Source organism: Rhizobium sp. MHM7A, assembly GCF_005862215.1.
GTDB classification, from domain to species: Bacteria; Pseudomonadota; Alphaproteobacteria; order Rhizobiales; family Rhizobiaceae; genus Rhizobium; species Rhizobium bangladeshense.
This window is the reverse complement of record NZ_VCHT01000008.1, coordinates 171,140-184,873: the sequence shown is the minus strand read 5'-3', so window position 1 is coordinate 184,873 and position 13,734 is coordinate 171,140. Positions and strand designations below refer to the sequence as shown.

Here is a 13,734-nt window from a genome sequence, read left to right as displayed (position 1 = left end):
GAGCGATAAAACCCCATGAACAAACTGGAAAGAGGCGATCAATTCGACTTGGAAGCGCTGCGCAAGCAGGTCTCCGACGTCGAGGCGCGCGGCAACGCAGGTCAGGAGCACTCCTCCGGACCGATCGAAATCAACCCCTATGCCCGGCAGATCGCCGAACAGTTCCGCGACGGGACGCGTTCGCCTGTCATCGTTATCGGCCAATTGCGGCTCCTGGAACTCCTGGCGCTCTTTTCGATCGCCTTGATCGTCCACTACTTCTGGCCCGGCGACGGCAGCGATACCCTGCTGGTGCGGGCGGGCATGGCGGCGATCGCTTCAGCCTTGACTGGCGTCGCCCTGCAGATCGCCGACACCTATACCATTCCCGCACTTCGCGCGAAGCTGCGGCTAATGCCCCGCATTGTCGCAGCGTGGACGATCGCGCTCGTCCTCACCATAGGCCTGTTCGCGCTCATCCGCGGCACCACATGGGCGATGGTCGATGCCTACCTTCCCTGGTTCATCGCCGGGGCGCTCTTTCTCGCAACCGAACGCTTCCTCGTCGCCTACGGCATCCGCAACTGGGCGCGCAACGGCGTCATGGAGCGGCGTGCCGTCATCGTCGGCGGCGGCGAGCCCGCCAAAGAGCTGATCCGGATGCTCGAACAGCAGGCGGATAACGACATACGCATCTGCGGCATCTTCGACGACCGCGGCGAAAAGCGCTCACCAATCATGGTCGCCGGTTACCCGAAGCTCGGCACAGTGGCCGAGCTCGTCGAATTCGTGCGGCTGACGCGCATCGACATGCTGATCATCGCCCTGCCGCTTTCGGCCGAAGCCCGCATCTTCGATCTCCTGAAGAAGCTCTGGGTCCTGCCGGTCGATATCCGCCTTGCCGCGCATGCCAACCGGCTGCGCTTCCGGCCGCGCGCTTATTCCCATGTCGGCGCCGTACCGATGCTCGACATTTTCAAGAAGCCGATCCGCGACTGGGATTCCGTGGCCAAACGCGGCTTCGACATCTTCTTCACCCTGATTGCGCTTGCACTGCTCTGGCCGCTGATGGTCGCAACTGCGATCGCCATCAAGGCGACCTCGGAGGGCCCTGTCTTCTTCATGCAGAAGCGTCACGGCTTCAACAACGAAGTCATCAACGTCTTCAAGTTCCGCTCGATGTACACCAACATGGCCGACCCCACAGGCAAGGCCGCGGTGGTCAAGGGCGATCCGCGCGTCACCCGCGTCGGCAAGTTCATCCGCAAGACTTCGATCGACGAGCTGCCGCAGCTCTTCAACGTGCTGCGGGGAGAACTCTCGCTGGTCGGTCCGCGCCCGCATGCGGTTCTTGCCCAGGCGCGCGACCGCGCCTTCGCCGATGTCGTCGAAGGTTATTTCGCCCGCCACCGCGTCAAGCCCGGTGTCACCGGCTGGGCGCAGATCAATGGCTGGCGCGGAGAGGTCGACAATGACGAGAAGATCAAGTTCCGCACGGCCTACGACCTCTACTATATCGAGAACTGGTCGCTCTGGTTCGATCTTAAGATTCTGTTCCTGACGCCGATCCGGCTGCTCAACACGGAAAATGCCTATTGAGCGCGGTCAAGGCGACATATTCGCGTGTCGCCCAGCCGCAGAGGGCAGCGCTGCGCCTGATCGGCTCGGCTGTTGTCGCCATTGGCGTTTTCCTCTCCGGCTTCGTCATCGATGAGCCGGCGCCCTATGAACTCTGGATGGCAGGGCTGATCGGCCTCTGGTTCATCCTCGGCCTGAAGATTTCGCGCGGCGTCGCGCCGTTGCTTGCCCTGCTGCTCACTTTCAATATCGGCGGCATGCTGTCGCTGACCCAGATGAAGGACCTTGCGACGGCGCCGATGTATATCGCTGTCTCGACCTTCCTGGCGCTGACCGCGGTTTTCTACGCGGCAATCATCGAGGACAGCCATAAACGGCTGCCGCTGATCTTCAACGCCTGGACCCTGGCCGCCGTCGCCACGTCGGCGCTTGGCGTGCTCGGCTACTTCCACGCCTTCCCCGGCTCGGAAGTGTTCACTCTCTACGACCGCGCCAAAGGCGCATTCCAGGATCCGAACGTCTTCGGCCCCTTCCTGGTGCCGCCGTCGCTCCACCTCATCCACGGCATTCTGACCGGGGACTTAAAGAAATCGCCCTTGAAGGCAGCCGCCCTTCTGGTGATTGCGCTCGGTATTTTCCTCTCCTTTTCCCGCGCCGCCTGGGGGCTCTTTGCGCTGGGCGTAATGCTCCTGATTTTCATCATGCTGCTGAAGGAACGCAGCGGCGTCTTCCGTTTGCGAGTGCTGATCCTGTCGCTGGCGGCGATCATCATGCTGGTCGCATCACTGCTGGTGGCGCTGCAGATCCCGAAGGTCGCAGAGCTGTTCTCGGCACGCGCTCAGCTCGTGCAGCAGTATGACGGCGAACATCTCGGCCGGTTCGAGCGCCACCGGATCGGCTTCACCATGATGATGGAGCGCCCGCTCGGCATCGGGCCGCTCGTGTTCGGCACGATGTTTCCTGAAGACGAGCATAATATCTGGCTGAAATCGCTCACCTCCTACGGCTGGCTCGGCTTCGTCAGCTATGTCGGAATGCTCCTCTGGACGCTCATTCTGGGTTTCCGGAACCTGCTGTTCGATCGGCCATGGCAACCCTTCCTGATGATTGCCTGGATCTCCGTTCTCGGCCACGCGGCGATCGGCAATGTCATCGACATCGACCATTGGCGCCATGTCTATCTGCTCTTCGGCACGGTCTGGGGCTGCGCGGCGCTGGAAGCGCGTCGCAGACGCGGCCGAATGCCCAGGGGAACGGCCTAGGTCCTCCCGCCTCTCGGCTTATTGTTTATTTCGTCGCCCCGGCTGTCAAGCCGGCGATGAACCGCCGCTGGAAAATCAGATAGGTCAGGATGAGCGGGGCGATAACGATCACCGCACCGGCGGTCAGAACCGGCGTGTTGACCGTGTAACGCCCCTGGAAAAACAGCATGCCGAGGGGCAGCGTCCGATAAGCATCGTCGTTGACCAGAATGAACGGGATGAGAAACTCATTCCAGGTCCATATGAACAAGAACAGCGCCAGTGTCGACATTGCCGGCACCATGAGGGGTACGACGATCTTGCGCAGGATATAGAAGCGTCCGGCGCCATCGAGGACAGCCGCCTCGAGAATTTCTTCCGGCAATTGCTGCATCGCGCTGGCAAGAAAGATCGTCGAAAATGGGATCGACATCGCGATCTGCGGCACGATCACGGCGGCATAGGTATTGATCCATCCGAGATACCGCATTTCATAATAAAGCGGGATGATGAAGGCCTCCGCCGGTACCATCATGCCGAGCGTCAGTATAGCGAACAGCGTACGTCTGAGCGGGAAAGACAGAAAAGCGAAGGCGAAGCCCGTCAGCAGGCCCAGAAAGACGCTCGCGGCTACGACGGGTATGACAACGATGATCGAATTCCAGAAGTAGATGTTGAAATGTCCGGCATTCCAGGCATCCAGGTAGTTTTCGAAATGCGGATATGCCGGCAAGGCAAACGCACCCTTCAGGACGTCGGCTTTGCTCTTTATCGACGTCAGAAGCAGAAGCAGAAATGGAGTGATCGTTACGAATGCGAGAAGCCAGAGGAGAATGCGAAGTGGGAGCGTAGCGGCGGGGATGTTGGACGAATGACTCATCAAGCCACCCCTCTGCTCTGCGAGCCCACAAACCGGTGAATTCCATAGTTGATCGCGAACGTCAGCAAGGCGCCGACAATGGCGATGGCCGCCGCCGCTCCGAACCGATTGAGCTCGAAGCCAAGCTGATACATGTAGATATTCGGAACGAGCGTGGCGTTCGCGGGTCCGCCGCGAGTCATCGTGAAAATCAGGTCGAAGCTTTTGATCGAGGCTATGACCGTCAACAGCAGCACGACCCTTATCTCCGGCATCAGAAGCGGCAGCGTCACCCAGAAAAAGGTCTTCCGCGCCGAAGCGCCGTCGACTTTTGCGGCATCGAAGAGAGACGGGTCAATGCGCTGAATTCCGGTAAGGAAAATGACCATGCAAAAGCCGAAGAAATACCAGGTAGCGACGATCCCGACTGCCGGAAGCGCAAAATTGAAATTTCCAAGCCACGGCAATGCGAAAATGCCCAGACCCACCGCCCTGAGGAACTGATTGAACGGGCCAAAAGCAGGATTGTAGAGCCATGCCCAGATGATGCCCAAGACGGCAGTCGGCATGATGTAAGGCAGGAACAAGAAGGTTCTGAGAGCAAGTTGCTCGCGCTGCTTCAGATTCCAGACGCAGGCAGCAAGTGTGATGCCGAGCACGAGCGGCAGGACACAATAAAAGATCATCAGCTCGGCATTGTTACGCAGGGCGATATAAAAGCGACCATCTGAAAAGAGGTCGATATAATTGCTCAATCCAACCCAGCGGGGCATGCTGACGCCGTCCCAGCTGGTCAGGCTCAGCCCCAGAGCCGCAATGATCGGGCCGAAGACGAAAGCCGCGTAGAGCAGCAATCCGGGCAACAGATAAAGCAAATTGGTAGGTTGGGAGCCGTCGAGTTTGGAGCGCATCATCCCAATACTCCGTGAAGCCAAAGCTCTGGTCATCACGCAGCAAGCCGCAGCTTGCTGCGCTGGTTTCAATGTGGTCCGCGAGACGCCGCTCACGACCGCCAAATGGCCGGCCGCGACGGCCCCTCGCCTCTCATTTCTTATCCTTCAGATAAGCCTGATAATCCTTGTCCATGGCGTCGACAAAGGCTTCGGGCGTGATATTGCCGGACAAGAGAAGTGGCGTGTTGTCGTCTATCGTCTTCAGCATAGTCGGGCTCGACCAGTCGGGATAATGGCCGAGAGCATCGTTGGCATTGAGGGTCTTCCACATTTCGATGCCCGACGTAAGCAGTGGCGTGAGCTTCGGCTTTGCGTCCGGCGCCAGCGAAGTTGCGGGGAGGTAGCCGGCATTGGCCCAGGTTTCAGCAGCCTTTTCCGAAACCATATAGTCGATATAGTCGCCGGCAAGGTCCTGCTTGGTCTTGTCTTTGGCAAGGCTCGTTATCGCCCAGGCAAGATCGACGCCGCCGACGCTGAGCGGCTTGGCGATACCTTTCGGGGCGGGAATGGCCATGAAGCCGATATCGGGATTGTGTTGCATGTCACCGAAATACCAGGTCCCGGAGATCAGGAATGCGCCCTGCCCCGATATGAAGAGCTGAACGGCGTCATCACCTGAGATTCCCTCGAAACCTGGGAAGAAATAGCCGCCCTGCGCCCAATTTTGTACGAGTTTGGCGGATTCGATATTCCCTTTCGTGTTCCAGGAGCCGCCCCGGCCGTAGATCAGATCGTCCAGTTCGGCGCGATTGCTCGCATCGATATGCGCCTGCTCGATGGCGCCGATCATGTGCAAGGCCAGATGCTGCTTGGCCGTGCCCATCATGAACGGCGCGACGCCCTTTTCCTTCAGCTTATCGAGACCGGCCAGAAACTCCTCGAAGGTTTGCGGCACCGCGACTCCCGCGTCGGCAAGAATCTTCTTGTTGTAATAAAGGCCGACGATCTCGGCGAGGCCTGATATGCCGTAGGTCTTGCCGACCCCGAACTTTGCCCCGTCCCAACGATCTCGAGCAAGCACGGAGTCCGACTGCCGCTTATCCCAGCCATATTTCTTGATGTAATCGTCGACCGGCAGGAGCAACCCTTCCTTTACCATCGCACCCATGTCGCCGGCACCCTGGTTGACCTTGGTAACGACAGGGCCGTCACCGGCCGAAACCGCGAGCTTCAGCGTCAGCTTCATGTCGTCGAAAGTGCGGGCGGTGCGTTTGATGGTGACGCCGGGATGGGCAGCTTCGAACTCCTTATTCAGTTGTTCGATGACCGCGCTTTGACCTTCATAGGTCTGGTCGTCCCAAACCGGCAGGTCGTCGGCGCGGGCGGTGGAAAGTCCGAAACTCACAAGCGCCGCGCCGGCAAGCGCGACGGCTACTTTCAATGGGTATGCAGGCAGTATGCTGATCGATTTCACGCTTCTTTTCATCTGCTCCACCTCACTTGGTTTATTCTCCACTCCCCGCTCAGGCCTCGTGCCAGGCACCGGCCGAACGATTTCTTCCCCCAGAGCTTTGCCTGACCGGCGAATCTGAGGTAATCGTCAATGCATCAGCTCCTCTCGCGACCAAAAATGACGAAGCGCCACGCAGGAGGTGGCATAGTGATGGACACCAGCTGCTTCATCCGTCCCGCGATCGAAGCGGATATCGAAACCTTTTTTGAAATCTGCCTGAAAACCGCGAATGGCGGGCACGATGCCAGCGCTCTCTATAGCGACCCGCGTCTTCCCGGCTACATCTGGTCGGTGCCGTACCTCAAGTTCGCCAAAGACTTTGCGTTTGTCCTCGTCCATGACGGCCGCCCGGCCGGCTATGTCGTGGGCGCACCCGACACCAGCCGGTTCGACCAGGACCTGGCGGCAAACTGGTGGCCGGTCGTGCGCCGAGAGATCGCCGGACTGTCGCCGACCCGCCCGCGCGACGCCGACGTCCTGGAACGAATCCAAAATCCGCGCAGCGGGACGGTCTGGCTTCAAGACCAGTATCCGGCGCATCTTCACATCAACATCCTCCCCGGGCTTCAGGCCAGCGGCTGGGGACGAAAAATGATAAATACCGAGCTGCAGGCGCTTCGAGATCACGGGGTTACGGCCGTGCATCTCGGCGTCGACCCCGCCAACGAGCGGGCCAGAGGCTTCTACCGTCACCTGGGGTTTTCCGAGTTGGAACGCGATGGCGCGGTCGCCTTTGCAATGCGGATCGATGAGGGTTCCCGCTAAAGTCGACGGCGCCAGATCGCTCATGACATCGGCTCCGAATTTGCGGCGTCAAGCCCATATTTCAAAACGACGGCCGCCGGCATGGCGCTCCAGCCTTGAAGCAGTGAGCCGCGTCCATATGGTGGCGAGAAATATTCCACCGCGCCGAGCCAGCCGTTGTCGAGGCAGGTTTCCCACCAGCGTGTCAGCGCATAACGGGCGCCTCCAAGCCCGAGGCGCAGGCGCTCCTCGGCATAGACGCCATCCCAATAAGGCCAGTCCGAGCCATTGTGATAGCGGTAGGGAAAGGCGGTTTTGGATCGTAAATCGGCTTGCCGCTTGAACGGCGGATAGGCGCACATCACGCCCCAGCTGCCATAGGGTTGGTGTTGATTGTGACGCGTTTCCAGTCTGGTTTCAAATGCTTTGAGCAGGCCGATAGCCTTCTGCCGCGAGATTGCACTGAACCGCGATAAGGTGAGGCTGTCGAGGGCCAAATGATCTTCGACAAAAGCGCCGGGCATTCCATAGTCGAGATATCCACCCGTTTCCGGCACGAAGAGCCTGGCTTCAATTTCGGCGCGGGCGAGATCTGCTGTTTGGCGCGCACGTCGGGCAAGCGCCGGATCGAGCTTCTCGCCGAGCCTTGCCACCGCGTCCATGGCGCCGACGAAAAGGCCGAGATCATACGAGACAAGACCCTCGCGAAAGACGTTGTCCGCCCAGTCCCGATCATTACGCGGTTTCAGCGGCAGAACGCTGTTGGGGCCAGCCAGGCCGAAGTAGCGGTCGGTGATTGCCTTGACGAGCGGCCAGTGCAGCTGCACCTCGGCCAGATCCTGGTTTGCGACGACATAGTCATTCAGGAAAAGAATGAAGAACAGCGGGCTGTCGAAGTGGTCGCTCCACCAGTCCTGCGGACGGTTGTGGTATTCCGGAACCGCCCTTTTGTGGGTTTTAGGATTGGCACTGCATTCGCCGACGAAACGTTGCCAAGCGTCTGATTGTGCAGGCCCTGTCACGATCACGCCACTTGGAGCCTCCCCATCCGGCTGCACCCCCTTGGCGAGCAAGCGGATCTCCTCGCGCACGGCCTCCGGTGCAAGCGTCAACAACGGCTGCATCGTCCAGTAGCCGTCGCGGTAATAGGTCCGCGCCGGAGCGCTATAGGCCTGTCCGGCGGCAAGACCCGCGAAGGCGCCGTTTTCGTCGAGCCTTATGCTGGATAGGGCTGCATGTACGCCCTGGCTGACCATGCTGCGCATCAGCGGGTCGGCCTCGGGCGTCATGTCGCAACGTGTCACATATTCAGCGGCTTCGGCGATAATGGCAGCTTTGGTGAGATCGAGCGCTTTCTCGGCTTCGTCTCTCGAGGCGCCACCGACAATCCGCAGTTCGGAATCGAGAGCATCCACGATAAGGACACCCCAGCCCATTGCGAAGACCTGCCGATGATCGCTCCGAGACATCTTCGCTTTAGCGCCCTGCCCATCCGGTTCGTGCCACCAGGCGCAACGGCGCGCCGGGTAGATGCCCTGCAGCCTCACTCCGCTGATCAGCATCACAGGCTGCGACTGCGCAACAAAAACACCGCCCTGTTTCGAGACGAGCCGGTTCGGAGCGTACGTATAAGGGCCGGAAATCGGAGAAAACCGCACACGCCCCAGGCTGCCGGCACCCCAAAGGGCAAGATCGGCATATCCGCCCGGGTGGACATCGCCCTGAAGGCGGGGCGCCATGATCGGCAGCAAGACGGCTGCATCGGCTGAAAGCTGTCCATCCGTCGAGGGCTTTATCATCGGCAGGTCCCCGACAGCCTCGTTGAGAAACCTGCAGAATGCAAAACGGAAAAATAGCTGAACCAGTCTGAGCCAATTGCTCCTTGGGCGATCTTGGCGCGTGTGCGGCGACCCAGACAATATGTATGGCGCATACTTGTCCTCGACCCTCTTCAGATCGCGCATTTGATTGCGCGTTAAACTCAGCCTACAGGGGGCTCCCAGTTTGTCAAGGACGTAGACAAATTGTCAGCTTGCGTGTTACTGAACCCAGCTATGAAGATAGGGTTGAAGGTCTACACCCGTCATTTCGTGATGGTTGAGAACCGAACCATCTTTCATTAGGTATATGCTTCGAACTAATTGGGATGAGCAGCCGGATGGCAATACCGTCGTCTCTCGTACAGACTCCCATCGCGCGAAAGATTTCGACGAACGCGGTGATCCGGACCGTGTTAGCCAAGGGTAGGATCTCCCGCGCCGACATTGCCAAGCTGACCGGCCTGTCAAAGCAGACGATTTCCGATGTCGTGCGCGATCTTGAGGATGACGGGTGGCTGAAACCCGTCGGGCAGACCGATGGTCGTCCCGGCCGGAACGCGATCATCTACGAAATCAACGCAAGGGCGGCCCTAGCCGTTTCGATCGATCTGGGAGGCACCAAGATCGCTGCGGCTATTTGCGATCTGTTGGGCAACGTTGTTGCCGAAACCACAGTTCCCACCGACCCGCGCGGCGGGCCGCATCTCGTCAACCAGTTCAGTGACCTCATCACTCAACTCGCGCTCGCGGCCGGGACCAAGGCCGACAAGCTGCGTCTCGTCGTTCTTGGCAGTCCCGGCGTACTCGATCCCGCCACCGGACATATCAACGTCGCACCAAACATTCCTGGCATCGACGCAATGGATCTGCGACAAGTCTTCAGCGATAAGATGGGCATACCTCTGATCGTCGAGAATGACGTCAACCTTGCCGCGCAAGGGGAGAGATGGCGGGGACACGGCCTCGAGGTCGGCAATTTTGCTTTCGTGGCACTTGGGACTGGCGTCGGCATGGGCATCATCGCCAATGGCGCGCTGTTGCGCGGCGCGCGCGGCGCGGCCGGCGAAATCGCTTATCTTCCACTTGGCGGCGATGCTTTTGATCCCGGCGGTTTTATGCTGGGAACCTTTGAGAGTGCGGTCGGCAGTGTAGCGATGTTGCGCCGCTATGCCGGTTTTGGCGGGCGCAACGCCTCTACGGTGGCCGATCTCTTCGCTGCATTCAATGCGGGCGAAACGAGCGCCATCGCCGCAATCGAAGAGACGGCACGGCTGGTGGCGGTCGCCATTGCTGCCATCGGAGCAATGCTCGACCCCGAACTGGTGATCACTGGCGGCAGCATCGGCGCAAGACCGGAGCTCGTAAATGCCATCCAGCGCTTTCTCCCACGTTGCACGCCTTACCCGCCGCGCATCGAGATCAGCCGTTTTGGCAACCGCGCCGCCCTGATAGGAGGCATGGGGATCGCCGTCGAGCGCATGCATGATGATCTGTTTGGTGTAAAATTGCAGGATACTTGAAGACTGCAGGGTCACGGATAGCTCGCCCATCGCGCCCGTCCCAAACGGGCCGCGGATCATTCGAGCCCGTACGCGCCAAATCATCGCCGCCTTATGAGTGCATTCAAACCGCCGCCCCACTTGCGAAGCCCCGCAAATGCGCTAGATTTTCCACCATGATAACAGCAACGCAGATACGCGGCGCGCGCGCCATGATCGGAATGAGCATCGAAGAGCTCGCCACCGCAAGCGGCCTTCCGGTCGAGACCGTGACGGCATTGGAAAAGGGTGAGTTTGAGGGCGAGCCGCATGCGCTGTTCGATCTGCGCAGCACGCTCGAGGCGCAGGGCATCATATTTCTTTCGAGCGGCAACCAAGATGAAGGCGGCCCTGGCATCCGCCTGCGGGCACGGACATCAAGCGATGACGGCATCCGGCCAGAAAATCTCAATGCCGCGAATGACGATTAACTGAAGGCAATCTTCGTCGTCACGTCTTATTGTCCCATCCATTGTCGCGGAAACCGCGTATCAGAGATAGGCCCTGGCTAGGTCGGCGAGTTTGCCGCCGTCTTTCACGCCCTGCCTGTAAAGCTGAATGATGACCGCACCGATCCTCTCGGCCTCCGGCGTCGTCCTGACGAGTCCGCGTTCGTTACATACCTTGTCAAGCACCTGCGAAAGCAGATCGAGATCTTCCGAAAAGAGCGGTAAATCATGCGGATGAATTGTTGATCGTAACATCACGCCGCACTTCCCTCCGAGGGCAAACGCCTACACGCTTGCATCGCCGTCCGCCCTCCGCAACCGGCAATGAAGTTATTATGCGCGAGGGTCCGAATTTTAGCAACTGCGCAAATTCCTGTGGAACAATATTTTTGCGCGCGCGTTTGCCGCGTTTTGTAGCAAGAAGTAGCGAGTGCAGACGTTGAGTGATAAACGCTTTCCCTCCCCCGTCCGAGTCCATTCTCCAACCAGCAGTCTGATCGTTTCCACCGCCTGGGATGCCGTCGAATATCTGAAACGGTGGCCGGGCAAACGCGGGCGCGATTATCGGATCGCACTCCAACATTGCCTTGATGCGCTCGATGGGCTGCGCAGTCCGCGGACCGCACAGGTTTCCTTTGTCACGGCGGCGAAGACGGCAGGATTGCTGCTGTGAGACTGGCTCAGGCGTGTCGCGATCCTTCCGGTTCGCTCTTAGCGGTATAATCCTGATCCAGCGGACGGCGTTGTCGCAACATGCCTTAGCGGTTGCGGCCGCCGCCGGCTGCGATGAACGGCGGCTGGATGGAGCCTTCCATGATCACCTTGGCAGTCACCTCGATCACCCGCTCTTCAGCGAGCTCGGCAAGCGCGAGGGCGACGTCACCCTCCGGCCAGCCGGCCTTGACCGCCTCGTCCGACAAAGCTTGGAAAGCAACGGCGAGAGCCTGCCTGCAAGTTAGATTCCGGTTCATATCCGCCATGCGCTCGCACCAGGTCATCCGTGAGAGGAACAATGCTTAATCTACACGCATTCGCAAAAATGCGAAGCGCAACAAGCCATTTTCAATTCAAAATCTGCTCTTTAAACAAAAATTCCGCATAGACTCAACAAGAATAAACTATTAGCCCATCGCATTGATGGATTCTCAAAAACAATTAGAGTGATTATCTTGAACCTCTCCCGCTATGGGAGCATGTCATCTCGCCATTTACTTGAAATGGTCAAAAATGATAAACGGGCTATTTTCCGTCGAAGGGGCGTAGATCCGAAGTGTGGCCCGGTTTCAGCATCTTCGCGACACCCTGTCAATCAACTCCGAGACCTTCCCCGGCGCGGACATGATCATTAATCGCATCGTGATGAAGAGGGTCTTAAAGGGTGCGGACCAATGCGCATCGGAGGGCGCCGCCTGATGACGCGGCCGACCCACGCCTATCGGCTTTAATCACCGTAATGCCATAACGGCACCACACTGCCGTCAAAGTCCGCCGTACGATTGCGCCGGGAGGCTATTTTTTCAGGAGGTAAAATGTCTATCGAACTGGACGCTACTACCTATGTTCACGCCAAGCCAACGACCGCTCATTCCTATATCTTGCCAACCGTTGTCGATGTTCTTGAAAACAGTTTCCACGAGGCAAACGAAACGGCGGTCTTCGATCTCGGCTGCGGCACCGGCGGCGCTGCTTCGGTGCTCGCGGAGAAAGGCTACGATGTCGTCGGCGTCGACCCCTCGGAGGACGGCATCGCAAAAGCGAAAGCGGTCCATCCCGATCTACCGCTGGAAATCGGTTCTGGCTACGATGATCTTTCCAGCCGTTACGGCACCTTCGATGCGGTAATCAGCCTGGAGGTCGTGGAGCATGTTTACGACCCGAAGGCTTTCTCGGCGACCATGTACGATCTGGTGAAACCGGGAGGCATCGCAGTCGTATCGACGCCTTTTCACGGTTACTGGAAAAATCTGGCTTTGGCGGTAAGCGGGAAAATGGATGACCATTTCATGCCCCTCAAGGACCACGGTCATATCAAATTCTGGTCCCCTGAGACACTCAGCACGCTACTGCTCGACACAGGCTTCGAAGACGTCGACTTCGAATATGTCGGGAGGATTCCGCTTCTGGCAAAATCGATGATTGCAATCGCGCAGAAACCGCACTGACGACGCGTTCTCAGCCGCGGCCACGTACACGCTGCACTCACCATCAACATGGTGTTCTGACTGGGATTTCAAGGGGATAAATGGTCGGGGCGACTGGACTCGAACCAGCGACCCCTTGACCCCCAGTCAAGTGCGCTACCGGGCTGCGCTACGCCCCGACCTGCCGAAACGGCTTGCTTCGTTTAGTTTTTCGGAGCGTGCAATGCAAGCAGAAAAAGCCTGCATCGGATAAAAAGGAAGGAGTTCTCCGGGTAACCGTCAGATCGCGGTGAGCTTGAGCCGGCCTTCTGCGGTCTGGCGGGGCTGCCACGCCCGGTAGTTGGCAATCGAAAAATGTGGGGTTTCGAAAGGGGTGGCGTGGGTTTCGGTGATGACCGCGACGTCGGCGCCGGAGGCCTCGCCGGCGAGAATGCCGGCAACGGCATCTTCGAAGACCAGGCACTTCGCGGGTTCGACTCCGAGGCGGCTTGTACCGAGCAGATAACCTTCCGGGCTGGGCTTGCCGGCCCTGACCTCCTGGCCGCTGACCATGACCTTCGGCATCGGAATCCCGGCTGCAGCCATGCGGCGCCTGGCGAGCTCGATCGGCGCCGAGGTGACGATCGCCCATCTGCCGTCGGGGATGGCGTTAAGGAAGCGGACGGCATCGGGGATTTCGACGATGCCGGAGACGTCCTCCATCTCCTCGGCCAGCAGCAGATCCGCCTCGTAGGCCGGATCGACGCCCGGCAAACCGAGGCCGCGGATCACGTCGGAGGCACGGATGCCGTGGATCGTTTTCAGGAAAACCTCCGGCTCGAAGTCATGACGTCTTGCCCATTCGCTCCAGACGCGCTCGACGACGGCAATGGAGTTCAGCAGCGTTCCATCCATGTCGAAGAGGAAAGCATCATAGGATCTGTCGAGGATGTCATGGCGAGCGGGCACGGCTGTTTCCTTGCGAGCACGAGGCAGCGGG

At 59.1% G+C, this 13,734-nt stretch carries 14 protein-coding genes and 1 tRNA gene; 7 read left to right on the top strand and 8 right to left on the bottom strand.

The features are described from left to right. The first annotated feature begins 15 nt into the window (after positions 1 to 15). Both FFR93_RS24625 and FFR93_RS24620 read left to right on the top strand, forming a co-directional pair. Complete coding sequence (locus FFR93_RS24625; RefSeq protein ID WP_138395102.1) at positions 16 to 1,578, top strand: undecaprenyl-phosphate glucose phosphotransferase; 1,563 nt, start codon at positions 16 to 18, stop codon at positions 1,576 to 1,578. Then, positions 1,575 to 2,819, top strand: coding sequence for an O-antigen ligase family protein (locus tag FFR93_RS24620; protein WP_138395101.1), 1,245 nt, complete (start codon positions 1,575 to 1,577; stop codon positions 2,817 to 2,819). The genes FFR93_RS24625 and FFR93_RS24620 overlap by 4 nt, the downstream gene beginning before the upstream one ends. Positions 2,820 to 2,844: 25 nt before the next feature. Here FFR93_RS24620 and FFR93_RS24615 read toward each other — a convergent pair whose 3' ends face one another. From FFR93_RS24615 to FFR93_RS24605, 3 genes are all read right to left on the bottom strand, one after another. After that, on the bottom strand, positions 2,845 to 3,678 hold the full coding sequence (locus FFR93_RS24615; protein WP_138395100.1) for a carbohydrate ABC transporter permease: 834 nt from the start codon (positions 3,676 to 3,678) through the stop codon (positions 2,845 to 2,847). Then, a complete protein-coding gene (locus FFR93_RS24610) occupies positions 3,678 to 4,571 on the bottom strand; it encodes a sugar ABC transporter permease (protein WP_138395099.1) in 894 nt (297 codons plus the stop codon). Before FFR93_RS24610 ends, FFR93_RS24615 begins: the two co-directional genes overlap by 1 nt. A gap of 130 nt (positions 4,572 to 4,701) precedes the next feature. After that, on the bottom strand, positions 4,702 to 6,036 hold the full coding sequence (locus FFR93_RS24605; RefSeq protein ID WP_138395098.1) for an extracellular solute-binding protein: 1,335 nt from the start codon (positions 6,034 to 6,036) through the stop codon (positions 4,702 to 4,704). A 177-nt stretch (positions 6,037 to 6,213) separates the two neighbouring features. Here FFR93_RS24605 and FFR93_RS24600 point away from each other — a divergent pair, with 177 nt between their 5' ends. Beyond that, positions 6,214 to 6,828 (top strand): GNAT family N-acetyltransferase, encoded by a 615-nt coding sequence (locus FFR93_RS24600; protein WP_138395172.1) that lies wholly within the window; start codon positions 6,214 to 6,216, stop codon positions 6,826 to 6,828. 20 nt (positions 6,829 to 6,848) lie between these two features. Here the strand turns inward: FFR93_RS24600 and FFR93_RS24595 are convergent, their stop codons facing one another. Next, positions 6,849 to 8,606: a glycogen debranching protein gene (locus FFR93_RS24595; protein ID WP_138395097.1), complete on the bottom strand. Its 1,758-nt coding sequence runs from the start codon at positions 8,604 to 8,606 to the stop codon at positions 6,849 to 6,851. A gap of 359 nt (positions 8,607 to 8,965) precedes the next feature. On the opposite strand from FFR93_RS24595, the gene FFR93_RS24590 reads away from it, so the two are divergent. Both FFR93_RS24590 and FFR93_RS24585 read left to right on the top strand, forming a co-directional pair. After that, positions 8,966 to 10,147: an ROK family transcriptional regulator gene (locus FFR93_RS24590; protein WP_138395096.1), complete on the top strand. Its 1,182-nt coding sequence runs from the start codon at positions 8,966 to 8,968 to the stop codon at positions 10,145 to 10,147. 155 nt (positions 10,148 to 10,302) lie between these two features. After that, complete coding sequence (locus FFR93_RS24585) at positions 10,303 to 10,596, top strand: helix-turn-helix domain-containing protein (protein ID WP_064706884.1); 294 nt, start codon at positions 10,303 to 10,305, stop codon at positions 10,594 to 10,596. Positions 10,597 to 10,656: 60 nt separating this feature from the next. Here FFR93_RS24585 and FFR93_RS24580 read toward each other — a convergent pair whose 3' ends face one another. Then, on the bottom strand, positions 10,657 to 10,869 hold the full coding sequence (locus FFR93_RS24580; RefSeq protein ID WP_138395095.1) for a hypothetical protein: 213 nt from the start codon (positions 10,867 to 10,869) through the stop codon (positions 10,657 to 10,659). Between the two features lie 184 nt (positions 10,870 to 11,053). Here FFR93_RS24580 and FFR93_RS24575 point away from each other — a divergent pair, with 184 nt between their 5' ends. Next, positions 11,054 to 11,287 (top strand): DUF982 domain-containing protein, encoded by a 234-nt coding sequence (locus tag FFR93_RS24575; RefSeq protein ID WP_138395171.1) that lies wholly within the window; start codon positions 11,054 to 11,056, stop codon positions 11,285 to 11,287. Between the two features lie 85 nt (positions 11,288 to 11,372). Here FFR93_RS24575 and FFR93_RS24570 read toward each other — a convergent pair whose 3' ends face one another. Next, positions 11,373 to 11,594, bottom strand: coding sequence for a hypothetical protein (locus FFR93_RS24570; RefSeq protein ID WP_138395094.1), 222 nt, complete (start codon positions 11,592 to 11,594; stop codon positions 11,373 to 11,375). 549 nt (positions 11,595 to 12,143) lie between these two features. On the opposite strand from FFR93_RS24570, the gene FFR93_RS24565 reads away from it, so the two are divergent. Next, positions 12,144 to 12,776: a class I SAM-dependent methyltransferase gene (locus FFR93_RS24565; protein ID WP_138395093.1), complete on the top strand. Its 633-nt coding sequence runs from the start codon at positions 12,144 to 12,146 to the stop codon at positions 12,774 to 12,776. Positions 12,777 to 12,857: 81 nt separating this feature from the next. On the opposite strand, the gene FFR93_RS24560 is transcribed toward FFR93_RS24565, so the two are convergent. Beyond that, positions 12,858 to 12,934: transfer RNA gene (locus FFR93_RS24560), tRNA-Pro, on the bottom strand. Between the two features lie 100 nt (positions 12,935 to 13,034). Continuing rightward, entirely contained in the window at positions 13,035 to 13,703 is a 669-nt protein-coding gene (locus FFR93_RS24555; protein ID WP_138395092.1) for an HAD family hydrolase, read from the bottom strand. Positions 13,704 to 13,734: the final 31 nt, after the last annotated feature.

Excerpts from the sequence above, each read along its gene's own strand:
- FFR93_RS24625 (WP_138395102.1), top strand. The coding sequence starts at position 16 with ATGAACAAACTGGAAAGAGGCGATCAATTCGACTTGGAAGCGCTGCGC.
- FFR93_RS24615 (WP_138395100.1), bottom strand. The coding sequence starts at position 3,678 with ATGAGTCATTCGTCCAACATCCCCGCCGCTACGCTCCCACTTCGCATT.
- FFR93_RS24610 (WP_138395099.1), bottom strand. The coding sequence starts at position 4,571 with ATGATGCGCTCCAAACTCGACGGCTCCCAACCTACCAATTTGCTTTAT.
- FFR93_RS24605 (WP_138395098.1), bottom strand. The coding sequence starts at position 6,036 with ATGAAAAGAAGCGTGAAATCGATCAGCATACTGCCTGCATACCCATTG.
- FFR93_RS24600 (WP_138395172.1), top strand. The coding sequence starts at position 6,214 with ATGGACACCAGCTGCTTCATCCGTCCCGCGATCGAAGCGGATATCGAA.
- FFR93_RS24595 (WP_138395097.1), bottom strand. The coding sequence starts at position 8,606 with ATGATAAAGCCCTCGACGGATGGACAGCTTTCAGCCGATGCAGCCGTC.
- FFR93_RS24590 (WP_138395096.1), top strand. The coding sequence starts at position 8,966 with ATGGCAATACCGTCGTCTCTCGTACAGACTCCCATCGCGCGAAAGATT.
- FFR93_RS24585 (WP_064706884.1), top strand. The coding sequence starts at position 10,303 with ATGATAACAGCAACGCAGATACGCGGCGCGCGCGCCATGATCGGAATG.
- FFR93_RS24580 (WP_138395095.1), bottom strand. The coding sequence starts at position 10,869 with ATGTTACGATCAACAATTCATCCGCATGATTTACCGCTCTTTTCGGAA.
- FFR93_RS24570 (WP_138395094.1), bottom strand. The coding sequence starts at position 11,594 with ATGGCGGATATGAACCGGAATCTAACTTGCAGGCAGGCTCTCGCCGTT.
- FFR93_RS24565 (WP_138395093.1), top strand. The coding sequence starts at position 12,144 with ATGTCTATCGAACTGGACGCTACTACCTATGTTCACGCCAAGCCAACG.